This window comes from Streptomyces sp. NBC_01224, assembly GCF_036002945.1.
Taxonomy (GTDB): domain Bacteria; phylum Actinomycetota; class Actinomycetes; order Streptomycetales; family Streptomycetaceae; genus Streptomyces.
Genome location: NZ_CP108529.1, coordinates 234,925 through 259,505, shown reverse-complemented (window position 1 = coordinate 259,505; position 24,581 = coordinate 234,925). Strand labels below are relative to the sequence as shown.

Annotated in this window: 19 protein-coding genes and 3 pseudogenes; 6 read left to right on the top strand and 16 right to left on the bottom strand. The window is 67.6% G+C overall.

The window, feature by feature from the left end; all coding sequences use genetic code 11:
• The first annotated feature begins 384 nt into the window (after nt 1-384).
• Nucleotides 385-861, top strand: coding sequence for a hypothetical protein (locus OG609_RS01195; protein ID WP_327271011.1), 477 nt, complete (start codon nt 385-387; stop codon nt 859-861).
• Between the two features lie 565 nt (nt 862-1,426).
• On the opposite strand, the gene OG609_RS01190 is transcribed toward OG609_RS01195, so the two are convergent.
• Nucleotides 1,427-1,675 (bottom strand): hypothetical protein, encoded by a 249-nt coding sequence (locus tag OG609_RS01190; protein WP_327271010.1) that lies wholly within the window; start codon nt 1,673-1,675, stop codon nt 1,427-1,429.
• Between the two features lie 853 nt (nt 1,676-2,528).
• Here OG609_RS01190 and OG609_RS01185 point away from each other — a divergent pair.
• Nucleotides 2,529-3,155: a DUF4253 domain-containing protein gene (locus OG609_RS01185; protein WP_327271009.1), complete on the top strand. Its 627-nt coding sequence runs from the start codon at nt 2,529-2,531 to the stop codon at nt 3,153-3,155.
• 7 nt (nt 3,156-3,162) lie between these two features.
• Here the strand turns inward: OG609_RS01185 and OG609_RS01180 are convergent.
• Nucleotides 3,163-4,163, bottom strand: a pseudogene (locus tag OG609_RS01180) (IS5 family transposase).
• A 108-nt stretch (nt 4,164-4,271) separates the two neighbouring features.
• Between OG609_RS01180 and OG609_RS01175 the strand changes: the two are divergent.
• A pseudogene (locus OG609_RS01175) lies at nt 4,272-5,124 on the top strand (IS5 family transposase).
• Nucleotides 5,125-5,722: 598 nt separating this feature from the next.
• Here the strand turns inward: OG609_RS01175 and OG609_RS01170 are convergent.
• Nucleotides 5,723-5,923 (bottom strand): CsbD family protein, encoded by a 201-nt coding sequence (locus OG609_RS01170; protein WP_327271008.1) that lies wholly within the window; start codon nt 5,921-5,923, stop codon nt 5,723-5,725.
• 399 nt (nt 5,924-6,322) lie between these two features.
• On the opposite strand from OG609_RS01170, the gene OG609_RS01165 reads away from it, so the two are divergent.
• Entirely contained in the window at nt 6,323-7,603 is a 1,281-nt protein-coding gene (locus OG609_RS01165) for an ATP-binding protein (protein ID WP_327277903.1), read from the top strand.
• Nucleotides 7,604-7,792: 189 nt separating this feature from the next.
• Here the strand turns inward: OG609_RS01165 and OG609_RS01160 are convergent, their stop codons facing one another.
• Nucleotides 7,793-8,407: a hypothetical protein gene (locus OG609_RS01160; protein WP_327271007.1), complete on the bottom strand. Its 615-nt coding sequence runs from the start codon at nt 8,405-8,407 to the stop codon at nt 7,793-7,795.
• Between the two features lie 508 nt (nt 8,408-8,915).
• On the opposite strand from OG609_RS01160, the gene OG609_RS01155 reads away from it, so the two are divergent.
• The gene (locus tag OG609_RS01155; protein WP_327271006.1) at nt 8,916-9,305 is read left to right on the top strand and encodes a hypothetical protein; all 390 of its coding nucleotides are present in this window, start codon (nt 8,916-8,918) and stop codon (nt 9,303-9,305) included.
• A gap of 266 nt (nt 9,306-9,571) precedes the next feature.
• On the opposite strand, the gene OG609_RS01150 is transcribed toward OG609_RS01155, so the two are convergent.
• The 11 genes and pseudogenes from OG609_RS01150 to OG609_RS01100 form a co-directional block, all read right to left on the bottom strand.
• Nucleotides 9,572-10,474 (bottom strand): MauE/DoxX family redox-associated membrane protein, encoded by a 903-nt coding sequence (locus OG609_RS01150; protein ID WP_327271005.1) that lies wholly within the window; start codon nt 10,472-10,474, stop codon nt 9,572-9,574.
• Between the two features lie 31 nt (nt 10,475-10,505).
• On the bottom strand, nt 10,506-11,120 hold the full coding sequence (locus OG609_RS01145; protein ID WP_327271004.1) for a cell wall protein: 615 nt from the start codon (nt 11,118-11,120) through the stop codon (nt 10,506-10,508).
• Between the two features lie 11 nt (nt 11,121-11,131).
• A complete protein-coding gene (locus OG609_RS01140) occupies nt 11,132-11,554 on the bottom strand; it encodes an RlpA-like double-psi beta-barrel domain-containing protein (protein WP_030926101.1) in 423 nt (140 codons plus the stop codon).
• Between the two features lie 200 nt (nt 11,555-11,754).
• A pseudogene (locus tag OG609_RS01135) lies at nt 11,755-12,420 on the bottom strand (dienelactone hydrolase family protein); the annotation flags it as partial.
• A gap of 348 nt (nt 12,421-12,768) precedes the next feature.
• Entirely contained in the window at nt 12,769-14,196 is a 1,428-nt protein-coding gene (locus OG609_RS01130) for an RtcB family protein (RefSeq protein ID WP_327271003.1), read from the bottom strand.
• A 5-nt stretch (nt 14,197-14,201) separates the two neighbouring features.
• Entirely contained in the window at nt 14,202-15,185 is a 984-nt protein-coding gene (locus tag OG609_RS01125; protein ID WP_327271002.1) for a CapA family protein, read from the bottom strand.
• 26 nt (nt 15,186-15,211) lie between these two features.
• Nucleotides 15,212-15,619, bottom strand: coding sequence for an archease (locus OG609_RS01120; protein ID WP_327271001.1), 408 nt, complete (start codon nt 15,617-15,619; stop codon nt 15,212-15,214).
• Between the two features lie 535 nt (nt 15,620-16,154).
• Nucleotides 16,155-18,062 (bottom strand): ATP-binding cassette domain-containing protein, encoded by a 1,908-nt coding sequence (locus OG609_RS01115; protein ID WP_442817927.1) that lies wholly within the window; start codon nt 18,060-18,062, stop codon nt 16,155-16,157.
• A gap of 773 nt (nt 18,063-18,835) precedes the next feature.
• Nucleotides 18,836-19,027 (bottom strand): hypothetical protein, encoded by a 192-nt coding sequence (locus OG609_RS01110; RefSeq protein WP_327271000.1) that lies wholly within the window; start codon nt 19,025-19,027, stop codon nt 18,836-18,838.
• A gap of 1,262 nt (nt 19,028-20,289) precedes the next feature.
• On the bottom strand, nt 20,290-20,697 hold the full coding sequence (locus tag OG609_RS01105) for an SH3 domain-containing protein (protein WP_327270999.1): 408 nt from the start codon (nt 20,695-20,697) through the stop codon (nt 20,290-20,292).
• A gap of 593 nt (nt 20,698-21,290) precedes the next feature.
• Nucleotides 21,291-21,629, bottom strand: a complete 339-nt coding sequence (locus OG609_RS01100; RefSeq protein ID WP_327270998.1) for a hypothetical protein — start codon at nt 21,627-21,629, stop codon at nt 21,291-21,293.
• A gap of 68 nt (nt 21,630-21,697) precedes the next feature.
• On the opposite strand from OG609_RS01100, the gene OG609_RS01095 reads away from it, so the two are divergent.
• Nucleotides 21,698-21,937: a hypothetical protein gene (locus OG609_RS01095; RefSeq protein WP_327270997.1), complete on the top strand. Its 240-nt coding sequence runs from the start codon at nt 21,698-21,700 to the stop codon at nt 21,935-21,937.
• A 1,231-nt stretch (nt 21,938-23,168) separates the two neighbouring features.
• Here OG609_RS01095 and OG609_RS01090 read toward each other — a convergent pair.
• Nucleotides 23,169-24,038, bottom strand: coding sequence for an alpha/beta fold hydrolase (locus OG609_RS01090; protein WP_327270996.1), 870 nt, complete (start codon nt 24,036-24,038; stop codon nt 23,169-23,171).
• Nucleotides 24,039-24,581: the final 543 nt, after the last annotated feature.

The window sequence follows — 24,581 nt, the reverse complement described above, 5'->3', positions numbered from 1 at the left end:
CAGGTCGGCGGTTTCCTGGCGGTCGACGACGTGGTTTCGCGTACGGCGCCGCGCACCGCTGCTTTGGCCGGGCCGGCACGGTCAGGCGTCGACGAAACGGAGCTGATGGGGGAGCGACGGGAAAGCTGGCAGCCCCGGGGCGCCGCCTATTGTCCCGCGTGTGACGAACTCCTATCGGTGCTGCCGGGACGAGAACGTGTTGACGATTCACCCTGAAGCTGGGAGATGGTTTTCCGCGAAACAAGTATCCACCGATGATGATATGGATGTCAGTAATCCGCACTAATTCCAGATCTCTCGGAACAGGTTTTCTCTGAAGGATCTGTGGGAGTTTCATGGCGCGGCCTGAAAACAGGACGCCTCCGATCCCTTGAAGGGAAATTGATGAAACTCCGTGCCTTCCCGTCGCTCGCCGTCGCGACCGCGCTGCTCGCGGTCGGCGGAACGCTGGCGGGTACCGCTCAGGCCTCCGTGTCCGCGTCGGCTGCGGTTCGCCACACCCAGGCCTCCGGTGCGCGCCCCACGTCCGACACGCTGATCCATCCGAGGGCGACGCTGTACAAGAACCACGCCTGGACCTCGGGCAACGGTCGGGCCATCCTGCGGGTGCAGCAGGACGGGAACTTCGTCCTCTACAAGGACAACCGGCCGGTGTGGCAGGCCCCCGGCGCCTACCCCAACGGCGACCATGCGGTCATGCAGGAAGACGGGAACTTCGTCCTGTATGACCGCGGCGGCCACCCGCTCTGGGCCTCCGGCACCTGGCGCAAGGGTGCGTACCTCGCCGTCCAGGACGACGGCAACGTAGTCGTCTACAACGCCGACAGGCGCCCGGTCTGGGCCACCAACACGGGAGACTAACCCCTCGGTAGCGTCGTTCCGGGGTTCCCTGTAGTGACCCCCACTGCATCAGACCTGTTTGTCTCACAGGTCTGATGCCTCCTTTTCTGATGTCTCTGCGGCCTTGGTCCCCCATTCATCAGGGCGCGGAAGATGCCGCCTGTCACGCTGATGCGCTGGCCCGGTCCATCGCGCCCCGTGCACTCTTCCATCAACTAGTTCAGCGCCTGCTCTGAGAAAAGGTGATGACCAGAATTACTCGCCATTACCCAGCGCATGGTTGGCGCCCCGCAGTCCCTGATCGTGGGTGGTCGGCTGGTGCAAAGCGTCGGAGATTTCAAGAACAGCGGCGGCCCTACGAAGCCGGTCCCCGGCCGTGAGTGGCTGTGGCTGTCCGAGGCCGGAGGGCTGACTGCTGTCGCCGCCGTAGGTGTCGGTCTGCTGAATCTCCCGAGCGATATACGCCGGCGATCACTGGCTGCATCACCTGGTGACGTTCACGACGTTGTATGGGCACCACTCACCACGAACTGCTCGATGCCTTGTGCGGCGGGCAGAGGCTGAAACAGATCAACAGGCCCGATCGTCATCGTGCCTTTAGCGAGCGGCTGGCGATGACCTCGTACCGATGCGCTTCGGCGCCTTGCCATTGGACCACAGCGGGGTTGTCGAGGATCCGCTCCGGGTCCGCCAAGCCGGCGTCGGCGAGGAACACGATGAGGTCGTGATCGCTGTGTGCGAGTCCGAGTCTTTCGTCGCGACTGTTGACGTGTACGGTTACGGGCCGGGCGCCGGACGGGGTGGGGGCGTGGATGGTGATCGGTGGTGTTGCCATGACTCCAGGGTGGCCCGGGGTGACGGCGGGCGCATCTGGCCGGCCCAGATGCGGCGGTGCGGGTCTGCCCTGAGGATGGAGATACCGGCGGTGGCCCGGTCGCCCCTGGCCTGTCTCCCTAACTGGCTGGCCGGGCCGCCTGCCGGCATCTGGTGTTCGTGCGGATCTTTGCGTGACGCCCGAATTGACTCAGCAGAACGGCCACTTCCAAGCGGGAGCCACCCGCCATCGCGGACAGCGTGGCGGCTACGCGGCCTTCACCCTGTTTACCGAGAACACCTCGGTGCTCACGGTGGAGTACGAGATCAATCTGCTGTCCTCTGCCGTCGGCGACCACATTGAAGCCATGGGAACAGCCCAGAGGTCCGGACGAACGCTGCCCGTGTGCCAACTGGAGTATTCGGCGTCCGGGGCGGCCAGAAGGCGTTCACTGCGACGGGTCAGCAGACGTTGTGAATACTCCCTCCCACCCTGCGGCCGGCGAGAGAGGTTGCTGACGGATTGAGTCATGGCACCGGAGGCGCGAGTGGCCGTCGGCCGGGTATTGGGCACCGTACGGGCAAGGACGCCGACGGCGAGGTGGACCGTGGCGCAACTAGGCAGTTTCGTTTGGATCACTGAGAGCGGAGGCGTCGTTGGTGCCTCAGGCGGCTGCGCTGTCGGAACCGCGGTCTACGGTGCGACCATGTTTGTTCTGCCCGATGGATTGCCTCCCGGCCGGTTCCTGTCTCGTGGTCCCGTACGTGTGTGGGTCTCAGACGAATTCCCTCAAGACGTCGAAAGGCTGTGGCCCCGCCTGCTGAGCAAGCAACGAGCACATGCCCCGGTTCCACTCCTGTGCTGGCCCGCCGCCATGGGAAAACCGCTCAGCCTGGACCACGCCGACGCCGTCCGCCTGGACGAGGTGCTGGCCGCGGGCTTCGCTGAGTACCGCCGCAGCAGGCTGCCGTTCTGGACGGACCCGACGCCTGCCCCGGTACCTCAGGGAATCGAGTCGTGGCCACACGACCCCGGGCCGCCTTTCGGACAGTGGCCGGGCCTGGCACCGGAGATGCCCCTTGCCTCTGAAGGCCCCACGCCCGAGGAGGCTGCGTCAAGCCTGCTTGCCGGGCTCATCGGGACGGGCCAGTTCGGGCTGGACGAGTGCCGCCTCGTTCTCGTCCCTGCCCATCGCAGCAGCGATGCTCTTGCGTTGATCGGGTGGTCCGCGGAGGCACCTCTCCCTCTGCTGTGTGCACTCCTTCGGAGCTGGGAGGACCGCTTCGGTGCCCAGGTTGTGGCGTTGTTCGGCAGCGAGCTGCACGTATCGGTCGCGAGACCTCCAGTCGAAGCAGAGCATGCGAGCCTGCTCGCTTTGGAGCACGTGCTGTCGACTGCGGACAACATCGTCGATGACCCGCCCACGCCGTTCCCCGAGTACGCGATCGACCTTGTGGGGCGGACTTCCTGGTCGTTCTGGTGGGACCACGGCGCGTATTGAGTCGTGATCAATGGGTGGTCCGGGTGAGGTCTTTGATCCAGATCATCGAGGCGCGTAGGTGGAGGCCGGTGAGGTAGCTGTCGGGGGTCTTGTCGTAGCGGGTGGCGATGCCTCGCCAGGCCTTGAGCTTGTTGATCAGGCGTTCGACGGTGTTCCGCTCTTCGTAGAGGTCCGCGTCGTGACTGACGGGCCGCCCGCCCCTGCTGCCCTTCTTCGTCCGATTGGCGGCTTGGTCCTTCTTCTCCGGGATGACTGCCTTGATGCGGCGTTTCCGCAGGTGGGCCCGGTTGCCGCGGGACGAGTAGGCCTTGTCCCCGGCGACCGCGTCCGGCCGGGTGCGCGGGCGGCCGACGGGCCCACGGACCCGTATCTTCCCCAGCACGGGGATGAATTGCGGGCTGTCGGCGGCCTGTCCCGCGGTCAGGACGAACGCCGGCGGGCGGCACTTGCGGTCGGCGGCAAGGTGGACCTTGCTGGTTTGCCCACCTCTTGAGCGTCCGAGGAGGGCGGCCTTCAGTCGGAGCTTTCGGCGACGCCGGATGCGTCGTCGCTCTTCCCGCTCGGGATCGGGTTCTGCGTCCGGCCCGGTTTGTTCTTCGAGGCCGCCCCTTTTGACCGGGCCTGCTCCTCCTCGGCGGCCTTCTCCAACGCGGCGACGACGTCCTGTTCCAGATGCATCCCGGCGGCGTCGTGGTGAGCTCGCGCGGTAGTGGAGTCGACGCTGACCAGGGACAGGTCCACCTCGCCCCGCTTCGCGGCTTCCGCGATCAGCCCCTCCAGCAGGGCCTCGAAGATGCCAGCGTCACGCCATTGCCGGAAGCGGTTGTGGACGGTCGACCAGGCACCGAACTCCTGAGGCATCTCCCGCCACCGCCCGCCCGTCTTGAATCGCCAGATCACGCCCTCGAGCTGCTGCCGAAGCCGCTCGGGGTACGGGCCGTACTCGCCGATGGGCAGGTACGGCTCGATGAACTCCCAGTCCATGTCAGACAGTTGCATTCGCGTCATGCAAGAAGATCTACCGGTCCAGGCCCCGCCGTGAGGGCGAATCCCGCAGATTGATCACGACTCGATACGCGCCCTAGGAATGACGGCCGGGCTGCCTCCCTCGTTGGGTTGGATGTGCCGTTGACTGATGCGCAATGGGCGCGGATCGAGCCGTTGCTCCCGGACCGGACGCCGAGGAGGGGGGCCGATGGAGGGACCACCGTGAAGTAATCGACGCAACCGCCTGGAAGTTCCAGACCGGGTCGCAGTGGATCCATTTGCCGGGGAAGTGCGGCAACTGGCGGGGCGTCTACAACCGACCGCGGATGTGGGCCATCGACGGCACTTGGGAGCGGGTGTTCACTGCGTTGATCGCGCAGGCCGACGCCGAAGAAGACGTCACCTGGGCCGTCTCGGTGGACTCCACTATCGTGCGCGCACACCAGCATGCGGCCGGGGCCCGCAAAGAAAGGGGGCCCCGGCTGGCGAGCCGGATGACCACGCCATCGGCCGGTCCCGCGGCGGACTGACCACAAAGATCCATCTTGCGTCAGATATCCACTGCCGGCCTCTGGCCTTCCATCTCACCGCCGGACAGGCCGGCGACGCGCCCGCCTTCACGCACGTGGTGGCCCGCCTGCGCGTTCCTCGACGGAGAGGACGGCCCCGCACGAGGCCGGACCTGGTCCTGGCCGACAAGGCCTACTCCTCCCGCGCGATCCGCGAACACCTACGCAAGCGCGGGATTCGAGCAGTGATCCCTGTTCCGGCCGATCAACGCGGCCACCGGCTTCGTCGCGGAAGCCGCGGTGGCAGGCCACCCGCCTTCGACCGCGAGGCCTACAAGCAGCGCAACACCGTCGAACGCTGCATTAACCGCTTGAAACAGTGGCGAGGCATCGCCACCCGCTACGAGAAGACCGCAACCATCTACCGGGCTGGACTCCACATCGCGGGCATCTTCCCCTGGTCTGCCCGGTGATCCAAACGAAACGGCCTAGCCATGTGGAGCGTGCCGAACAGACCGGTCTGGGCGGCGAGGGGCCAGCCCGCCGCATGGTCCATGAACTGTGGGAACAGCGAGAAGTGCAGCGGCAGTGTCTTGGGACTGAGGCCACTGATCCCAGCGCCTTTCAGCATGTTTCTGCCGGCGAGAGGAGGCCGCGGCCTCAGTGGAGGCCCGCAGGTCGGCCGGCTGTGCCAGGACGCTCCAGCCGTGCCACATCAGGATGAGGCCTCCGTAGAAGGCATCTTTTCCGGTCGACAGTGCACGCAAGCCCGGATTCGGTCCGCGAAGAGATGTAGAAGAGAGTAAGGGCATGGTCCCGGTCGGTGCTGCGGCCCCGCTTGCCGATGGAACAGCAGCGCCCCAGCGTGACCTCGGCTGACTGGGAGCCTCGCCCGATGCCGAACTCCAGCAGACAGTCCGGTGCTCTTCGCCGTGCCGCCTCTTCGCGAGCGATATCACCAACATGCGGAGACGGAGCAGATCAGGCAACAGACCGGACGCGAGTTCGATTGCGGACTGTCCGCTATGGGACCGAGCCCCCGCCGCTTGGACGGGGGCCCGGGGCCTGTAACTACTCGTCGTCGGTGATCAGCGGATCTTTCGGGCCGGACTTTCCGGGAGTGCGCTTCTGGGCGTCATCCAGGGCTTCCTTCGCCCGTCCCTTGGCCTGGTCTGCCTTCCCCTCGGCTTCCTTGCGTCGGTTGCCAGTCATCTTGCCCATGGCTTCCTTCGCCTTGCCTGTGAGCTTGTCCTTGCTGCTTCCGTGAGTCATCACGACTCCTCGCGTGGACGAATTCTTGCCCTTCCCAAACTAGGACACCTCAAGTCAGGTCGCCTCGTGTGAGACGCAGTGAGAGGGGGGATGCACCTGGCACACTGGCCTTGACCCGCCGCATCCCCGCCGGCGGGGTCACCCACGGGTGTCCTGTGCCATAGAAGCTTGAGCGTTGCCGCTGAAGATTTAAGGTTGTGCCACCGACATTGAGCGGCCGGGACTTGCCGGGACTGCTGCCGATTATCAAACGCCGGGATCTCTCCTCGGGTGGTGGACACCCGCCCGGTCGACGGGCATCTGATCGGCGCGGAGAATGAGGCAAGCAGGGCAGCCGCTGGGCAGCCCGCGGCCGGGGTGTCGGCGTGGCGGTGGCGACCTGCCGACAAGGTGGCGATTATGCCGACGTGGCGATTGCGGGACTTCCGCGATGACGATATGGACCGTGCAATCCAGATATGGGATCAGGACCGGCAGGACGACGATATGCCTCCCGTGTTCCCCGTCTCTGAGGCCATGGCCTCAGCTCGGACCGGCGGGACCGTAGTTGTTGCAGTGGTCGGCGAGGACCTGGTGGGCATGGCAGTGGCGCAGGCCCAGGGCGAGCGGGCCTGGATCACGCTGGTGGCGCTCGCAAGGGTGTGGCGTAACCGCGGGCTCGGGAGCGCCCTGATCGCAGAAATCGAGAGGCGTCTGCGCATTCAGGGGGTGCGCCGCATCGGTGCGTTGCTCGCCCGAGGGGCCACCGGAACCACGGCGTTGGAAAACTCCGGCTACCGCACTCGCGACGGGTTGACCTTCTACGAGAAGGTCGAGCATCTCGGGGCGAGTGATGCAGGTCTGCTCGCGGAGCTCGGAGGAAGGGTGCTACCGCAGGGGCTCTGGGGTGCCCTCGCGGGTATGGAACGAGAGAGAGAAGCCATCGAGCGGCGGATCGTGCTGCCGCTGGCCGAGCCCGTGTTGGCCGACCGGTATGGAGTGACGCCGCCGAAAGCCGTCATCCTCTTCGGCCCGCCGGGCACCGGAAAGACCAGTTTCGCCAAGGCAGTAGCCTCCCGGCTGGCCTGGCCGTTTGTGGAACTCTTTCCCTCCCGCCTCACGGAGGGTGCCACCGGCGGCCTGGCCGCCTCACTGCGGGACACGTTCGCAGATCTGGCGGAGCTGGAATCCGTTCTGCTGTTCATCGACGAGGTCGAGGAGATCGCCGGCGTCCGGTCCGGTCAGGCCGTCGATCCCGGCCACGGAGTCACCAATGAACTGCTCAAGCTGATCCCTGGTTTCCGCGACCATGACAACCGTCTGCTGATCTGCGCCACCAACTCCGTCCGCTCCCTCGATCCGGCGTTCCTGCGCCCCGGCCGGTTCGACTACGTCATTCCGGTCGGCCCTCCCGATCCGAAAGCCCGGGCGGCGATCTGGCAGCGCTACCTCGGCCCCGCTGCCAACGACATCAAGCTGCACCGACTGGTGTCAGCCAGCGAGATGTTCACACCCGCCGACATCGAGTTCGCCGCTCGCAACGGCTCCCACGCCGCATTCGAACGCGAAGTCACCGACCGCAAAGGCGTGCCGGCCAGCACCGAGGACTACCTCGCTGCCATCGCCGATACCCGCCCCACACTCACCGACCAGGCTCTCACCAAGTTCAGAGAAGACATCGAGCACCACGCGCGCATGTGATGCCGGGAGTTCCCGGCCCACTGGCCAGCGCTGCTGGCCACAGGGTTTACGCAGTTTGCGCGATCGCGAAGGTTCCCCTTCGGCGAGGCCAACGGGGGAATCGAAACGCACCGCTTGTCACAATCGGTCAGAGGGTGGCGGTGGCCCTGACAGCCACTCCTTGCCGTCCTGTCGCGCTCGAACTCCTGCTCAGTCCTTACGAGGGGGATTTCGGCCGGCCACGGCCGCCTCTTTCCTCACCCGGGCTCGGTCAAGGGACCACGCGCCCAGACCCACCAGTACGGCCGCCCCGGCTCCGTACACCGGCAGCCACAGGGTCGTAGTGGCTGACAGGCAGTCGGCAACAGCAACATGGCCCTGAACCTCCTGTGCGTGAGCCACGGCGGCACTGTCGCGACCAACCAGGTTCGCCAGCGCGGCCTCCGTGCGGATGGCTTCGTACCTGCCGAGCTCAGGGCACCCGCTACGAGTGCCGGGCATCGGAAACAGCCATGCCCAGCGCTGCAGCGCTGGGGCCAGCGTGATCGCTACGCACAGGCCGACAACCAGCGAATACGCGGCCAGATTCCGCATGTACGTCGATCCGAGGCCAGGGATCCACGTCGGCAGTCGGTAAAAGGAGAAAATCAACGCAAGAAGCGTCACTCCGATGTATGTGGAGAACCATTGCCAGGAACCCTGCGCGAGTGCGGCCGTCAGCACGGCGGCGAGCGCGATGCCGATGACCCCCGGCTGACCGGGAGTGTCGCGGCCCGCGCCAACGGATGATGATTGCCGGACTTCTTGACGGCTGAGGTCGTCCATGGTCTCTCCTGCATGGTTCGGAGGCCATCAGCATCCGGGTACATCGCGCCTCGGCACGGCGCCATGCCGGACCGGCCCGCAGGCCCGCCCGGTTGGCGGGCTTCCCGGCTTCCCCCGGGCGCTGCCGCCGAGGGGCCGGAGCCGCAACGCCTTTTGCCATGGGCGGCGAGCCAGCGTGCCAATCGTCCTTCCTTATAGCCTGCCCGCCACCGAGTTCGCCCGCGCCCGGACTGTCCACAAGTCCGAGAGCGACATCCCGTGGGGCCGATTCGCTGGGCATCGACCGCGAAGCATCACCTACCGCAACACCGTATGCCGGTCTTGGCGACAGCAAACCTGCCTTTGCGACAACTACCGCGCTTCGGCTCAGCCATGCGGTCATGCCGCCAGCTATTGCTGTGACCGGGCAGGTTCACCGGGTTTGGGCGGCCAGGGTGAGCTCCGAGTCGGGATGGCCTGGTCAGCGGTGTAGCAGCCTGCCGTGCCCCGGCTCTGCGACGATTGCTGAGTGAGCAAGCAAGAGTGGGACACATTGACCAAGTCTGAAGAAGCCTTCATGGTCAATTCCTATGAGAGTGACATCCTGCCTGGTGTCTGGGGCGATCTCGACGAAGCCGACCAGCCCCGACCGGTCGACGAGCTGGCGGGAATCCTGCTCGTTCTCATTGATCGTGGGTGGATCGAGGTCCGTCGACTCGCACAGTGGACCTCCCTCTCCGGGGAGAATGGGTATCAGCCCGGCGAGCTGGTGCCTCGTAACCAGCTTCCGGCGATTCTCGAAGATGCGGCCACCTGGGAGTATCCCGAAGACGGGAACTGGATTGGCGCGTTGACCCTGGTCGAGACCGAAGCGGGAAAGAAGATCACTCGGCTGTCTCCCGAGGAGATGGCCGAGTAGACCGTCGTGGCGGGAAACCTCAGACCGCTGCCAATCGGTCGGCCGCTCAGCGGAGGCCCTTCTCGCTGCGAATACGGGCTCGTTCGCGGCGGTGGGTGGCCAGGAGGTCGCGGTGGCGGGCGTTGGCATTGCTCCGGCGCAGATGGCGGTGCAGCTCGCGGGTCTGAACGGCTCGCCTTCCCAGCAGGGCCGGACCCGCGGCTGTCGCGGGACCGGCCCTGCTGCGCTCCTCAGCCCGTGGCGGGCCGAGGTATCCGTCCGTGGCGTCAGCCCGCCATCGGTAGGATCCTCCGCGACGGCACCGCGTTGAGTTCGTCCACGGCCACCGCTTCCCCGCTGTCCGCGTCGACATAACTGACACGGACGACCGGGGCACCACCGGTGTCGCGGCCGGCCGTGGCGTCGAGTGCGAACACCACCGCGACCGGGCGCGCGTTCTCACGGTCCCCGTACACACCCGAGTACTGGAGAATGCGCCAGCCGTCGTCCTCCCAGTGGTCCAGCAAGGCAGACCGGACCACTGGCGCGGCGGCCTGCCAGGCCAGGGAGTTCTCCAGGAGTTCGACGCTCGCCGCGACCGGCACCGGGTTCCCGTCGGCGGTGCCGAGGAGCGGGTGGCCGAAGACACGCAGTCTCGTCCGGCGCAGTGGCAGCAGCCACCACCGGTCGAGGTCGGCCGAGAGGGCGACGAGAACCGCCGCCGCCCCGGCCAGGAGGACGAGGGCACCGGCAGGCCGCTCGGAGACGGCCGGCCACCAGGTGCCCTGTGCCACCGCCACCGTGGCCCCGCCGATGAGCACGAGCGCCGCTCGCGCGAACGCCCGCCAGGTGATGGGAGTGTCCTCACTTGCCGAGCAGCCGCAGGAGGACTCCGGTGCCACGGCCCGGCCGTAGCCGAGGTAGCCGAGGAAGCCCGCTCCGAGGACCGCGGCGGCGGCCCCCGGCACCGGGTTCGCCGGGACCACCAGCAGACCTGCGGCGATCAGGAGTTCACCTGCGCCGGTCGCGCGCAGCACCGTCGTGGCCCGGTCACTGCTGCGCAGCATGCGGGCCAGCGCCGTCTTCGGCGCCTGTTGCGCGGTGCCCCGGCTGAACACCTTGACCGCTCCGGTCCACCCGAGCAGGCCCGCGAGGACCAGCGGGGCGAGGCTCGTTGTCAGTGACAGCATCTGTTCCTCTCTCTGTGTCCTTGGACCTGCGTCAGTGCCCGACGGAGATGCGGACGACGTCCACGGAGTTGTCGGACGGCCGCCAGGCACCGAGCACCTGGGCGCTCTGCCCGATGCGCAGCCGCGACAGGTCGGACGTCAGCGCGCGGCCCGCGTAGGAGGCGCTGGCGTCCGGGGCGACGTGGCCGACCAGTTCGTGCTGCCCGTGGGCGAGGTGCAGCCGGTTCTTCGCGATGCCGCGGATCTGTGTGTCCAGATTCACGATGTTCACCCACACCGCGTCGGCGGCCACGGTGCCGTCGGGCATCTTGACGCCGCGTGCGTAGAGCCCGTCGCCCACCTCGATCACTTCGGCCGTGGTGGCGCGCACTTTCCACACGCTGGTGACGTTGGTCATCTGCACCCGGGAATGGCCGCCATTGGATCCGGCCACCTCCAGGATGCTGCCGGTCATGCCCGTGATGCGGCCCTCCACGAAGGTGGACTTGGCTATCGCGGGGTCTAGGGAGGGTTCCGCGGCGAAGGCGGCCTCGGCATCGAGGCCGCCGAGCGCGGTCGCGCCGATGATGGTCGCGCCGCCGAGGGCGGCATTGGTGAGGAAGTGCCGGCGGCGCATCCCGTCGGCCCGGTCGTGTCGTACGGTCATGTCGGTCCTCCTCACTCGTAGATGTAGACCGGCAGCTTGCCCGAGCTCAGGTTGCCGATCGCCGAGAAGGCGGCCGGGGTCAGGTCGAGGACCCGGTTGGTGCGGCAGGTGCCGTTGCAGCAAGTCGCCTCGCCGCACCAGTCCTTGGTGCGTGGGCCGCAGTCGGTGATCGTGATGCACACTGTCGCGCCGGAGCACTGGTGCTTGACGTTCATCACCGCACCGCAGCCGCGTCTGGGGATGTTCTCGCCACAGAGGTCGGGCCGGGTGATGTTCCAGCACGCCTGTGAGGCGTTGGGCCACGCGCCGTGGTGTGCGCTGGACTGGCAGTTGCCGCAGGCGCCGCCGCCGGCACTGGAGCATGGCCCCCAGGCGTTGCCGCAGCAGAACCAGCTGGTTTCACCGGCCCACAGGCTGGTTGATCCGCAAGCCATCGTGTTGCCCCTCCCGGGAAGTGACAAGTGCATGACAAGAATTGGACCGGCCGTCGACAGACACATGTGAAGCGGGGATGGCCGTCGTGCGACCGGGGATGGTTGTGCGAGCGAACCAACCTAATGATGCGCGTAGACAAGCGGGTTGCATAGATGGCCTCGTTCCGCATCTTCGAGGGCCTCGCAACCGGGGCCGGCGCTCAGCCGCCTGGTCCCGTCCGACGAGCCAGGTGGTCGGCGAACCACTCGCCGGCCAGCTCCGCCACCTTCCCCAGAGCACCGGGCTCCTCGAACAGATGAGTCGCGCCGGGGACCACGGCCAGTCGGCTCTCGCAGCGCATCAGCGCCTGGGCCTGGCGGTTGAGGCCCAGCACCACCTCGTCATCGCCTCCGACGATGAGCAGCGTGGGCGCGGTCACCGCCGGCAGGCGGGGCCCGGCCAGATCGGGCCTGCCGCCGCGCGAGACGACCGCCACGGCCGGGGAGTCCGGCTCCGCGGCCGCCCACAATGCGGCGGCTGCGCCGGTACTGGCGCCGAAGTAGCCGACCGAGAGGCCATGGGTCTCGGACTGCTCGAGCAACCAGCGGGTGGCGTCGGCCAAGCGGCGGGCCAGCAAAGCGGTGTCGAAGACATGAGCGCGGTCCAGTTCTTCCTCCGCCGTGAGAAGGTCGAACAGCAGCGTGGCCAGGCCGACCCTGTTCAGCGAGGTCGAGACGAAGCGGTTGCGCGGGCTGTGCCGACTGCTGCCGCTGCCGTGGGCGAACACGACCACACTCGTGGCTCCTTCGGGGACAGACAGTTGCCCGTGGAGCCGGACCGGTCCGGCGTGCACGACCACTTCCGGATCCGCGGCCGCCATAGCCGCTCCTCCCAGGTTGCTGCGTCTACGTGCGGTTGCTCGATGACCTCAAGAAGATGGGCCCTTTTGCCCGACGATGTCAGAAAACTGCAGGACGGTAACCTGTCATCCCTGCCCTCGGTATTCGACCGGATTTCTTCCCGACCCTGCACCTAGGCTCCACGCTACTCGCGTTCCGCCGAGGCGCGGGAGCCCACCTGGTCGGAGCATGCGCGAAGCTCCGGCAAGTCCGCGTACTGCCGCCGAATCGCGCGGGAGCGCGGCGGAGCGACTCCCGCGGACACCGGCAGCGCGCACCCCTCACTGACCAGGCCCTCCAGGAAGCTGCGCCCCTCTCGCGCGCTCCGCACCGGCTCATCCCTTGACGACGCCCAGCGGCACCAGACGTGCGACCAGCCGGGCGAGTCCGGCGCCCTCGGTGACGGCGGCGACCGCGTCGACGTCCTTGTACGCCTCCGGCGCCTCCTCGGCGAGACCACGCCACGAGGAGGGGCGCACGGCGATGCCTCGGGCCTCCAGCTCGCCGCGAAGCTGCTCCCCACGGACCATGCGCAGCGCGTGATGGCGGCTCCAGACCCGGCCGGCGCCGTGGCAGGCGGAGTGGAAGGCGTCGTTACCGGGCAGGCCGACCATCACGTACGAGGCAGTGCCCATCGTCCCGGGGACCAGTACCGGCTGACCCGCCCGGACGAGGTCCTCCGGCAGGCTCGGGTCGCCGGGCGGCAGCGCCCGCGTCGCGCCCTTGCGGTGGACGCACAGTGGACGTGCCACACCGTCCACTTTGTGGGTCTCGAGTTTGGCCGTGTTGTGCGAGATGTCGTAGACCAGCTCCAGACCGACTCCCGCAGCTGTGGTGAAGGCGTGGCGGGTGGCTTCGGACAGCAGCTGGCGGTTGGCCCGGCCGTAGTTGGCGGCCGCCGCCATCGCCCCCAGGTAGGCGTGGCCCCGGGGCGAGTCGACCGGCGTGCAGGCCAGCTGCCGGTCCGGGACCTGTATGCGGTGCCGGTGCAGTTCCTGGTCCATCACGCGGACGTGGTCGGTGCACACCTGGTGTCCCAAGCCGCGCGAGCCGCAGTGGATCATGACGCACACCTGGCCCACCTGCAGTCCGAAGGCCGCCGCGGTGGCCTCGTCGAAGATCTGATCGACCGCCTGGACCTCCAGGAAGTGGTTGCCCGAGCCGAGGCTTCCCACCTGGTGGAGGCCGCGCTCGACGGCGCGCGTGCTCACCTGCCCCGGGGCCGCGCCGTCCAGGACGCCGTAGTCCTCGCAGCGCGCGAGGTCGCGCGGCACACCGTGCCCGTGCTCGACCGCGTACCGAGCGCCACCGACCAGCAGCTCGTCCATCTCACCGGCCCCCGACAGCTTCCACAGGCCGCCACGCCCCATGCCGCGCGGGATGGTGCTGTCGAGGATGTCCATCAGCCTCCGCATCCGGTCGTGGCCCAGCGACTCGCGGTCGATATCGGCGGCCAGCAGCCGTACGCCGCAGGAGATGTCGAACCCGACGCCGCCTGGCGAGATGACCCCGCCGCGGGAAATGTCGGTGGCGGCCACCCCGCCGATCGGGAAGCCGTAGCCCCAGTGGACGTCGGGCATGGCGAAGGAGGCACGGACGATGCCGGGCAGCGTCGCCACGTTCGCCACCTGCTCCATTGCCTTGTCCCCAGCCGCCTGCGGCAGCAGCGCCCGCGAGGCGAACACCACCCCGGGTACGCGCATCGGCTCCCGCTGCTCGATACGGAAGCGGTACGGACTCTTCTCCACCAGTGTGATGTCCACGTCCCTCACCTCCAGTCGACCGTCAGCCGTCCGTTCCGATCGGCGACGGCGGTGCCGAACTCGGCGCAGGCGGTGGTGAGCCGCTCGCGGATCCACTCCCGGTCCTCGCCGCGCGCCAGGCGGGTGTGGCAGTAGTCCAGGGCCAGCGGCATCGCCTCCACCCGGACGGGAACCAGGTGCGCGGCATTCGGGCCGTCCAGGGTCACCAGGAAGAGGAGCCCCAGGTCGTTGCGCAGGACCGGATCGATGGCGTAGTCGTCGACGAAGTCGCCCAGGTCGTAGAGGATCCGGTCGGCGATCCCGTGGAAGACATGGGCGGAGTGCCCGGCGACCAGGGTCGCTCCCGCCGTCAGCAGCTCCGGGGCCGCGGCCGAGACGTGGCGCGGTGGCCGGGAGGTCATGTTGGGACCCCAGTGCGGAGTGACCAGTACGACATCCGCCGCCGCGGCGGCCCGGCTCACCGACTCCGTCAGCCAGCCGGGCACTCCGCCGTGGAGATCGGCCCAGGCCACACCGGGACTGTCCGACCCGGCCGCGTACTCCTCCGGGTGGTCCGTGACGCCCACCACCGCCAGCCGCACGCCGCCCGCCTCCAGCACCGCGAACTCCCGGGCTGCGTGTACGTCCGACCCGGCGCCGACCGCGTGGACGCCCGCCCCGGTCAGCAGGGTGCGGGTGTCGGCCATGGCGTCGAACCCGTAGTCCAGGGCGTGGTTGTTGGCGAGCGTCACACAGCTCACCCCCAGTTCGGCGAGCACCTTCGCGGCGGCAGAGGGAGCGCGGAAGAAGAAAGCCTTTCGCGGGTCGGGCCAGCGCTGCCCGCGGTCGGAGACACAGCACTCCAGGTTGAGCACGAACAGGTCCGCCTCAGCGAGCGCCTTCCTGACCCCTGTGGAGACCAGCGTCCCCGGCACCGGCGAGCGGCGCAGCTCCTCGGCGACGCTGCGCCCGAGCATGGTGTCGCCTGCCAGTGCCACCGTCAGCGTCATGATCCTGTCCCTTCCCCACCCTGCACTCAGACATCGAGGGTCACCCGGCAGGTCCAGCCGCCAGGGCCGCCACGCAGTTGCAGGTCGTGCAGCGACACGGCCTTCGGCACCGCACCGATCGGCACGGCGGTGCCGGCGTCGGCCATCCGGAAGCGGACCGACAGGCCCCGACCGTCCCCCGCTGACTGGATCGCCCCCACCTCAACAGTGAGCGGGATCTCACCGTCGGCATCCATCCGGTAAACGACCTCCTCCAGGACGGACACCAGTAGATCCTCGTCGGACTCCGCCGTGACCACGTATTCGCGTTCACCGACAACCGCGGCCCCGGACGTGTCGGCGAAGCCCTCCAGCACCGCGTGTACCGCCTCGTCGATGCACCCCTCGGCGGTCGGCGACCATGCTTCCACCCGCATGTCCGCGGTGTGTGGCACAGCCCGGTGTCCACTCGCGCCGGGCCGCTTTCCCACAGGTTCCCGACCGTCCACGGTCGGCACCTCTCCGTCGTCTCCGGATGCACAGCCTGATGCCGGTTTTCCGAGCCGCAGGCGATGCCTCCTCCAGAGTCGTCCTGTACACCGCTCCAGGGCAACCTGCACGAGGCGCGACCACCCGTCGGCGGTGCACACACTGTCCCCGCCTCGCTTACCGCAGGCAATCGAAATGTGGCACATGGTAGTTGTCTCGCGGTCCTCGTGAAGGAATGCAGCTCCGGGACGCCGGTACGACTGGTTACGAACCGACGGAGTGCGACATCGGTTGGCTACCTTGCACCGTCGAGGTGGCCAAGACGCATCGCGCTGACGCGGTCCGTCCCGCCTCCTCGAAGCTTGCCAGCCGCAGGAGCTACCCGTGGAACCTCCGGGCGGCGTCCATTGCCCACGAAACGCGGATTCTGCTCATTCGGTGTTCGTGGTCATCCGGAATTGCTCACGGATTCTCGGTTCCTACTACCTTCTCCGGGACCGGCTATCGGTCCTGCGAGAGTTCGAGGAGTTCGGCGAAGGTGCCGCCGGCGTGTGCGAGGTCGTTGTACCGGCCCTGCTCAGTAATGCGCCCCTGTTCCATCACCACGATGTGGTCGGCGACCTTCGTGTTCTCCAGCCGGTGCGTGACGACGATCGTGATCCGGTCGCCGGCGATGGACTTGATCTCCTCGAAAATCTGGTGCTCGCCTCGCGGGTCCATCTGAGAGGTGGGTTCGTCCAGGATCAGCAGAGGCGGGCGCCGGTACAGGGCCCTGGAGCAGGCCAGGCGCTGCCACTGGCCCCCCGACAGCTCGGCCCTGCCGAACCACTCCCTCGCGAGGAGCGTGTCGAGGCCGTTCGGCAGGTCCTCGACGGCATCGCGCATGCCGACGGCGTCGACCGCGTCCCATACAGGTGCGTCGTCGAAGGTGCGAGGTTGTCCCAGCGTCACGTTCTCCCGGACCCGCAGCGGCCATTGCGCGAAGATCTGCGGGACCAGCCCGGTGTGGGCCCAGACCGTGGCCGGATCGACGGAGGCGAGGTCCGAGCCGTTCCAGGTCACGCTGCCTTTGTCGACGAGGTAGATACCTGTGATCAGGCGAGTCAGGGTGCTCTTGCCGGAGCCGTTCACCCCGACGATTGCGAGGATCTCTCCGCGTCGCAAGGTCAGAGAGACGCCGTCGACGGCCGGCTTGTCCTTGCCCGGGTACTGATAGGTGGCCTCTTCCAGCCGGATCTCCTCCACCGGTGCGCTCACCCGTAGCTCGCCGCGCTGAGGAGCCCGCTCGGCCGCGTCGTCGAGGAAAGCCTGCATATCGCTGAGGTAGAGGCTCGTATGGAAGACGGCGGCGCCGTTGATGATGACCTGCGACAGGGCGGCCAGCGTGGTCTGGACGGCGACGACCGCAGTGGCGGCGACGGCGAGAGGGACCCGGCCCGTCACGGCCAGCCAGACGAGGGCAGCCCATGTGGCGACCAGGAACATCCCGCCGACGAGCGAGGACACCAGCGCGATGCGCAGTGTCCGCGGGGCCGCGGCGAGCGTTCGCTCATCGACCCGTTCGGACAGTGACCGGTACCAGTACAGAAGATAGTCCGTCATCCCATTGGCGCGTACCTCGTCGCCGTACTTGGGGGTCGTGGACCACCACCGCATCATCCCCCTCACATTGCGATCGGCGATGTTCGCGTAGTGGATCTCGTAATCGACCCGGGCGGTGAGCGCAGCCCCGACACCGGCCGGGAGCACGGCGAGGAGTAGCAGAGGAAGCATCAGGGGGTTCAGAACGGAAAGGACACCGCTGGCTGTGACCATCTTGACCAGGGCCGACATGAAGCGCTGGGCGTCGGTGACCATGACGTGTGTGCGGATCACCCCCATCTCCGCGGCTTCCTGCCGTCCGGCGAACCCGTCCACGGCGTACGCCGTCGCCTCGACGCGGCAGACCGCCTCGACCAGTGCGGTGTCCGTCGCGGTCGTGAGCCTGGGGGTGATCCGCCGTTCGGCGTATGAGGCCAAGGCGCTCGCACCGCGGGTGACAGCCGTCGCACCGGCTACGACGAACAGAGCCGGCAGGGCTTGGTGCAGGCGGTCGGCAACGGCGGAGTCCCCGAGGACGGGGCGCATGGCCCTGGCCGTGGCGGCCAGCAGTACCCCGGCGGCGACGCCGGTCAGCAGCTGGCAGGCGAGGAGCAGCAGCACGGCCCGGCGGTCGATGTCCCAGGACATCTTGGCGATGCGGCGCAGGACTGCGGGGAGCTGTGCACAGAGCTTGCGGAATGAGACCTCGCCGAGCGGGTTCACGGAGTATTCCCCCGTGTACTTGATCTCGGCGGGCGGTGGCGGTGGCGGTGGCGGGGGAGAGGGCGGTGTCGCGGCTCGCGTGGCCCTGGCGTCGGCTGAGGTCAACTGCACGTCTCCTGCTCGGTCGTTGTCGGTTGTTCGGCGTCACAAAGGCCAACGAATGAGACGGCGATATCGAACACACGTGTTTGAGCCGAAGCGGATTCCGTGCGGGAACGTGGGAGAGGCAGGTGTCGAATGCACCCACCCTTGGGGCGTGCGGAGCAGGCCGGGCGTGGCGGTGGCCGAATCGCCGAGGTTGATAGGCATGTGACACATGGGCTGACGATTGTTGCTGGATGAGTCGATTCGGGGATCGCGTCTCTGCGGCCCACGGCATCACGATGGCGAGAGGGGGCCTGTCGCTGGACAGCACTGCCGTTTTCAGGCCCGAGGCCCGGATCGTCCGAGAGGCTTCGGCCATCCGGACTTCCGGCCTGAGGGTTGCCAGGGCTCGGGGCGCAAGGTTTGTGGCGTCGAAGCCGAGAAGGCTGGCGATGGCGCCGTCTCGCGGCGCTGTCCTCCCAACCGGCCGACCGGCTGCCCCCTGGCGCCCCGCGCGGCCCGGAAGGCCGTGGAGAACCCGACCAGCACAGCGGGACCCTTGTTCTGCCCGCGAAAGGAAAACGCGTCAGACGCCGCACAGTCGGCGATCACCAACACCCCGTCGGCACAACCCGGAACAGCGAGACTCATGGCGCCATCCCGAGAGGTGCGCCCAGGCAATGGGGGTCACGCAGACCCCACCTCTCTGGGGCATGTGAGAGTCGGCGTCGTTGACGTGATCGTGCAAAAGAGAGCCCTGGGCATCTGCGCAGATGACCGTTTGCGCGCCAGGGTCAGCGGTCGGCGATGTCCTCGCGGAGGCCGTCGGAGAATTCCCAGCACGACAGCGGAAGCCAGTCGCCGTTGACGAAGGCATCGACAGTTGCGCCGCGACCGCGGACAGTTACCGTCGTTCCTGGCGGGTACGTGGTGCCGGACAGGCCGGGCACTGGGACGAGTAGGGTCCCGAGGCGTTGTGCAGCCACTCCGTGCCCTCCGCCAGGTGACGCTCTCCTCCAGGTGCTTCCGGGCGATCCGCCCCGGCTCCGCCTGCCAGCGAGCGAGCGAGCCATGGGGTGAGCGAGGAACTCGCCGTCGCGCAGCTCTCGAAGACCGCGCACGCCGAAGTCGGGGGTGATTCCGCCCGCAGAGTCTGCGTCCACCACACATCCAGGGAGTCGTCCCAGTGGAAAGGATCTTTCTGCGCGACCCGGCGGACACGGTCCGCCGGGAGAGGGACATGAGGAAGGAGTCCGCGGAGCGTGACTTCCCCCTCGTCGAAGCACCGGCCGCAGCCGGCCTCGTCCGCCTGGGCCGTCATGACACCGAAGCATTCCGTGGTTCTGGCCACCGCAACACCGAGAACACCGGCATTCGGAAGAGACACAGAGCACCCCGCCAGGACTCCAGCAGGCCGTCCCCGCCGAAGAGAGCGACGCTACCAGGCGACAACACCGCCAGCCGATCGGGGCGAACGTTGTGTGCAGCGGCACTGGACGTGTGATCGACCGGACACGTCCTGGCAGTGGCCGCCGTTCCATTCGGCCCAGACAACGGCCGTTCCGCATGCGGCAACAGCGAGAGCCGGGCAATGTGGAGGGCGGAGCCCGCCCGGGAGTCCTTCGCACGTCGACCGGGCGGGCCGTGCGCCGCTGCGAGTCCTTTCCCCCGGCCCGGCCCTGCGCGGGGAAGCTCTGTTCCACAGACAGAAGTTCTGACCCGAGTTCTGTGGTGGGCCCACTGCGCGTATCCGAGCGCAGCCCATGGCGAGACCCGCTGGAGCCAGTGCAGGGCCACCGCGAAAGACGGCACCCTTGGCGGCTGTGTGGTCGTGTTCACGCTGGGCCATGCGATGCGGAAGAGGATCTGCTCGCTGCCGGCCACGCGTGGCGCGGGAGCGATGTGGCGCTCGCCCTGCAAAGACCGCTGCGGACTTGGCGGTCGAGCAAGCGTCGAAGAGACCGGCACGGACAGGTGCGGCCCGCAGGCGTCGGCTGCCCTTGGGAAACGCAGCCTTCGCCACCAACGCCGTGCCCGGCGGAAACCTCATCCACGACGCCACTTCGAAGCGACACCGGACCCCCAAACGCGAAACGCCCCCTGGTCCAGCTGCCCAACGAAGTGACTGGACCAGGCGTCTCTCTTCGTTTCGGATTCGCCAACAGTGTCGGCCCACAGCCGTCCCGGGGCGGACCTGTCGACTCAGACCGTGTCCGCCATGGCCGAACGTTCCGAGGGGCGGGCGCGCTCAACCCCTGGCGTCGGCCGCCTCCGGGCTGTAAGTGAGCCGGTTCTGCTGGAGGTCCTTGCAGTAGGGGACGGTCCCGGTCTGGACTACGTACCTTGCCGAGATCCATGTCTGCTCGTCAAGCAGGAGGTACCAGACGTTGTTGTCGGCGATGTTCTGCGCACGGACCTTGCATCGCAGGCCCACTTGATCGGCGTACTGGAGGATGCCCACCACCGACGAGTCGGTGCTGGGGTACTGCCGCTCGTTCACCCCATTCTGACTGATCACCGTGGCGTAGGGCTCCACGGGAACAGAAGCCTGAGCGGGAGCCGCAGCGGCCAGCAGCGGAGCACCGATAACGATGACTGCGGCAGCGCCCGAGCCTACGGCGATGCGCCGAGCGCGCCTCTTCAAGATTTTCAACATGACCATTCCTCTCGCATATCCTGACTCTGGATCACATCCGATCACTCCTCGGGTCGTAAGCCCTGCACCCTATGTTGTGGCAGCGTATTGATCCCCCGAAAGGACGATCGCAATCAGGCGAGCGGGCCCCCGCTTCAGGATCGTGGTCGGGCTCTGAGCCGTACCGGTGTTGGCGACGGGCGGCACTGCTGCCTGCTGGTGCTGACTCTCACCTCGCTGCCCACAGCGATTCTCACTTTGCTGTCGTGGTGGGCGTTGTGCATAGCTGGGGCCAGCGGGCGCCGGTGATCCGGGCGGGGTCGGCGATGGTGCTATTGACGGGCGGGTGGGCGAAGTAGTGGGCGATCGGCTCGGGCGGGGAGCACGGACTCCAAGAGACGGCGCAGCGATCCAACATGTCGGCGGACCACGTTGACGGCGCTGTTGGGTACGCGCCGGCCCCACAGCACGTTGCTGATCTCGCTGACAGCGACCGGCTGCCCTGCCCGCACCAACAGCAGAGCCGGCAGGGCTTTTCCTGAGGGCTCCCGAGTGACGGCTCTGCCTCGGCCCGCTGGCCCCCGACCGGCCTCAGGACAGCGAACCTCACCGGTCTACTGCGCTCGGCTGGGTGACCCCGCTGTCGGCGTTCGGTGGTCCAGTAGAGAAGGGCTGATCAAGGGGAGGGCGGCGCCCAGGATGGTGAGGGCGGTCCGGCTCCCGGCGTGGTGGACGACGGAGCCGAGCTGGGAGCCGGCCGCACCGCCGACGAAGAACGTGGCGATGAAGGCACTGTTGGGGTGGGCACGGGCGTCGGGGCCAAGTGGGTAGATGGTGCGCTGGCAGAGGATGAGGGCGGTGTGCACGGCCATGTCGATCAGTGCGACGCTGTGTCCGCCGAGGCCCGCGAGCACGAAGGCCAGGGCGGCGACCAGGAGGGCGGCACCGGTCATGGGGCGTACGATGCCCCGGCCGGGGCATCAATCCGGGCCGTCCGCCGGTGTGGACGCGGCGGCAGTTGATGGGCAGCATACGGTGGCGTATCTGCACCAGTGCCCCTTGGCGTGATGTGCCGGAACGGTACGGGCCTCGCGCGCGGGTCCATGACTTGCTCCGGCGCCGAGATCCACTTGGCGGTCAAGCAGAGGCAGATGCCGTTGTCGCTGGTGATCACGGCGGGTCAGCGGGGCGATTCTCCGCAGTACGAGCCGGTCCTGGATGCGATCCAGGTGCCCGGGCCTGTCCGGGGACGGCCGCGTAAGCGACCGGACCGAGTGCGCCCCGGCAAAGCGTACGACTCCGGCAAGAACCGCTCCTACCAGTGCAGACGCGGTATCAGGGCGACGATCCCGGTTCCTGCGGACCGGGTCCGCAACTGACAGAGGATCGGCCCTCGCGACGGGCGGTCACCGAAGTTCGACGAGACCGGCTACCGAGAACGCCACGTGGTCGAATGCGACACCAGCTGACTCAAGCGCTATCGCGCCGTCGCCACGCGATACGACGAACTGGCCCTGCGCTACGAGGCGACCCGTGCTGGTCGCAGTCCTCAGCGAGTGGCTGTGGCCAGCACTTTTACATCAGGCCCCAGACTGCGAGTGCGGCCATCGCCTGCGTGAACATGACACGTGATACTGCGCCGATGCCGGCCCAGATGAAGAACGCGGCATAGCGGCAGCGGCCAGTGTGATGCCCGAGCAGGATCGCCGGACGGGCCAGGACTAGGATGCGTGGCGACCATCAGTGCCGGGGAACGGTGGCGGCCGCGGGCAAACGGGAAGACGTCGAAGCAGCCCTGCCCTTCTGTTGCCGGCTCGCCTGGGTAAGCAAAGAGCGACCGGAGAGCCGCCATTGGCTTCCGACACGCCCCGAGCACGCAGGGTCCCACGGCCGCAAATACAGACCGTTAAGAGGATGGTTGTGGCGGTCACTGGCTTCAGTGCGAGGTCCCGGCATTTGTGCACGAGCAGGAGCGTGATCGCCCCTGCGGCATTGGCGTCTCCCTACGCACGTGCGGGCTGCCTTGGCCGTGAGTGGTGGAAGGATCCCACCGGTGTTGACGGGATCGCCTATTGCGTATCCGCTTCAGCTGGTGAGGCACGGCGCCGGCCCGCAGCTCCTTCAGGTCCGAGCTGCGGTTGGGGGAGCATTGCTCAGGACTTGTGGATCGGCCGAGGGCACATGCGTTTCGGCTGATGGCGACCCGGTGACAAAGGGGCTGCCACTGCCGCCTGTGTGAAGGATTGGCGTTGCCGGCCAACTCGGAGACGTGGCTGCGGATGTCATCACATCGTGCGGTGGACGCATGGCAACCGATATCGAAAGCGATAGACCTCGTGCTTGGCAGACGGATTGCGGTATCGGATTGAAGGAGCGCTGTAGGCGGTACATGTCCGGTCCTGGACCGTGTGCTGAAAATGCTTGATGCGGTACATGCACACCGGCCAAGGGTTTTCTGCTGGCCGGTCGCCGGGGCACGCAGACCGTGCGTGTCAGGAGATGACGCGGGCGAGGAATCCGCGGATGTAGCCGGTGATGTCCTCCAGGTGGCTCTCCAGGGCGAAGTGCCCGGATTCGAGGAGGTGGATCTCGGCGTCGGGCAGGTCGCGCTGGAAGGCGCGAGCTCCCTCGGGGCCGAAGATCTCGTCATTGGCTCCCCACACGGCCAGCAGTGGCACCTGGCTGTCGCGGAAGTACTGCTGCAGCTGGGGGTAGAGGGCAACGTTGGTCGGATAGTTGCGAAACAGCGCGAGCTGGATGGCGTCGTTGCCCGTACGGTCGAGCAGCGCCTGGTCAATGGTCCAGTTGTCCGGGCTGACGAGGCTCGGATCCGCAACCCCGTTCAGGTACTGCCAACGGGTCATTTCGAGGGTCAGGGCTTCGCGGAGAGGGGCCTCGGTCTCGGGCGTCGGACTCTCGGCGTAGGCGAACAGCCCGTCCCAGAATGCTTTGACGAATCCGTCGGTGTAGGCGTTGCCGTTCTGCGTGATGATCGCGGTGATGCTCTGCGGAGACCGCAGGGCGAGCCGCCAGGCGATGGGTGCTCCGTAGTCCTGCACATAGACCGCAAACCGCTCGATGCCGAGCTGCTCCAGCAGGCCGGTGGTCACGTCGGTGACGGCGTCGAAGGTGTAGTCGAACTCGTCGACCGTCGGCATGGCCGACTGCCCGAATCCGATCATGTCGGGCGCGACTACGCGGTAGGTGTCAGCGAGCGCCGGGATCAGGTTGCGGAACATGTGCGAACTCGTCGGGAAGCCGTGCAGTAGCACGAGTGTCGGTGACTGTGGGTCTCCGGCCTCTCGGTAGAAGACATCCATGTCGTTGATGGTGGCGGTGCGGTGATGCACGACGCTGCTCATGCCAACCTCCAAGATCGCTTTGAACGGTCGGTGTAGTCCAGCACGCCGGGCCTAACCTGTCAAATAGGTTTTAATGGTTAGATCTACTGGTTGCCGGCCCTCGCTGTGCCCGCCTTTCGTAGATGGGTAGGCGCTCGGGCCGGTCGTTCAGTGGGCGGGAGCACGGATGGCGCCTGAAAGCTCGCGCCTGGCACGGCGGTCGAACTCGATGACCGCCCGCAATCTGCGGAGCCCCCACGCGTCCCTGAAGGCTGAGCGGGCGGCAGGCGGGCCGGATTCCGGGGCGGGGGACGGTCGTCCGCGGCGCGCAGCCAGTTCTGCGATCCCGGTGCGTCCAAACCGTCCCTCCTGCTTTGCCTGTCAGGGGCGCAGTCGGTGTCGGCGGACGCGATGTGGTCGTCGACCGACGCCCGGTGGGTCCTCCTGAGAGGCTCGCGCTCGAAGGGGGTGGTGTCGAGCCGCAAGGTATCGGCATGGGCGAGCAATGGAGATGCGCGTCGCTGAGGGGTGGATGCCGCCAGGCGTGACGGACGTCGGGATGTG

Coding starts and splice junctions, on each gene's coding strand:
- OG609_RS01195 (WP_327271011.1), top strand. CDS start 385: ATGAAACTCCGTGCCTTCCCGTCGCTCGCCGTCGCGACCGCGCTGCTC.
- OG609_RS01190 (WP_327271010.1), bottom strand. CDS start 1,675: ATGGCAACACCACCGATCACCATCCACGCCCCCACCCCGTCCGGCGCC.
- OG609_RS01185 (WP_327271009.1), top strand. CDS start 2,529: ATGGGAAAACCGCTCAGCCTGGACCACGCCGACGCCGTCCGCCTGGAC.
- OG609_RS01170 (WP_327271008.1), bottom strand. CDS start 5,923: ATGACTCACGGAAGCAGCAAGGACAAGCTCACAGGCAAGGCGAAGGAA.
- OG609_RS01165 (WP_327277903.1), top strand. CDS start 6,323: ATGCCGACGTGGCGATTGCGGGACTTCCGCGATGACGATATGGACCGT.
- OG609_RS01160 (WP_327271007.1), bottom strand. CDS start 8,407: ATGGACGACCTCAGCCGTCAAGAAGTCCGGCAATCATCATCCGTTGGC.
- OG609_RS01150 (WP_327271005.1), bottom strand. CDS start 10,474: ATGCTGTCACTGACAACGAGCCTCGCCCCGCTGGTCCTCGCGGGCCTG.
- OG609_RS01145 (WP_327271004.1), bottom strand. CDS start 11,120: ATGACCGTACGACACGACCGGGCCGACGGGATGCGCCGCCGGCACTTC.
- OG609_RS01140 (WP_030926101.1), bottom strand. CDS start 11,554: ATGGCTTGCGGATCAACCAGCCTGTGGGCCGGTGAAACCAGCTGGTTC.
- OG609_RS01125 (WP_327271002.1), bottom strand. CDS start 15,185: ATGACGCTGACGGTGGCACTGGCAGGCGACACCATGCTCGGGCGCAGC.
- OG609_RS01105 (WP_327270999.1), bottom strand. CDS start 20,697: ATGTTGAAAATCTTGAAGAGGCGCGCTCGGCGCATCGCCGTAGGCTCG.
- OG609_RS01100 (WP_327270998.1), bottom strand. CDS start 21,629: ATGACCGGTGCCGCCCTCCTGGTCGCCGCCCTGGCCTTCGTGCTCGCG.
- OG609_RS01095 (WP_327270997.1), top strand. CDS start 21,698: ATGGGCAGCATACGGTGGCGTATCTGCACCAGTGCCCCTTGGCGTGAT.
- OG609_RS01090 (WP_327270996.1), bottom strand. CDS start 24,038: ATGAGCAGCGTCGTGCATCACCGCACCGCCACCATCAACGACATGGAT.